Source organism: Mangrovimicrobium sediminis (assembly GCF_004745945.1).
GTDB lineage: Bacteria > Pseudomonadota > Gammaproteobacteria > Pseudomonadales > Halieaceae > Mangrovimicrobium > Mangrovimicrobium sediminis.
Map to the genome: position 1 here is coordinate 1 of NZ_SRLE01000028.1, position 1,026 is coordinate 1,026.

Consider the following 1,026-nt stretch of genomic DNA (forward strand, 5'->3'; position numbering starts at 1 on the left):
GAGGCCCCTTTCAGCAACTGGACCAGAGAGCTGGGCAAGACGAAAGAACACACTACTCCGGCGTAGCTAAAGTGAGCCGAACGATCGAAGATTTTTGACATATATGTCCCCTTCATCGGACATCTTGAAACCTCTGAGTGGCGCCGAAGCATAGTGGCCGCGATGCAAAATAACGCCGCCAGCAGCGGGCGCACAGACCGCGCAGCGGTTTGGGCGTCCGGCGACCGAAGGGAGCGAACTGCCTGGCCTTGTTATGTGGCACGACGGATGCCTGATTGGAAAACCTGCATATTAGCCCTCATGCACAACGTCCTTGGCAACTGACAATTCGGTTGCGGACTCTGCCCAACCAAGATGCTGCATGTGCCAACCCAACTTTGAACCACAAGGGAGTGGCGAAAGGCTGAGCCATGCCACCGGAAGATGACGCTGGCAGCCGAGAGATAAAGAATGCCTGGGTAACCAACGAATGCATTTGCTTAATCCCCACTTGCAACTACCACATAACGCTTCAAGCAGGGGCCCGCGTTAGCGGGTCCCGGCGCGAAGCGCCCTTGCTGCCTTGCTTTGTTATATTGCCGCTTCATCACCGAAACAATTGCTTGAGTTTTGAACCAAGGATTTCGGGTGAGATTGGAACGGAAATTTCTTCATCATTGTCAGTGAACACTACAATCGAGTCAGAACCGTACTCCTGACGTACAGTTACACCGCGTTTCAACCTTTCAAACTGGGATATCGATCTACAGCCAAAATACTTTATAAGATTATTATTTATCTCTTCCCACTCCGAAGCATATATAGCTCTCCCCAAACTGCAGTACTCATCGAGCGCCTCCAATACTTGAAGTGCTAAATCGACATCACTTAATTCAAGTGATGTCTCTTTTGGCGGCATCAGGAGGACTCTCGGTCCGTTTGCATATTTCTGCCTGCCAATGTAGAGCGTATTTTTTACCATAAAGACTGAACAGAATTTGTGAGTTTGAGTGTTGCTCATGAGGCAATATAACGCTGAGCGGCAGC

The 1,026-nt window shown here is 50.1% G+C and carries 1 protein-coding gene; it reads right to left on the reverse strand.

Translation table 11 applies throughout. The features are described 5' to 3' along the window. Positions 1 to 586 precede the first annotated feature (586 nt). Positions 587 to 1,026, reverse strand: a 440-nt coding sequence (locus E4634_RS20965; RefSeq protein WP_206046978.1) for a hypothetical protein, incomplete at its 5' end; no start/stop codon positions are given.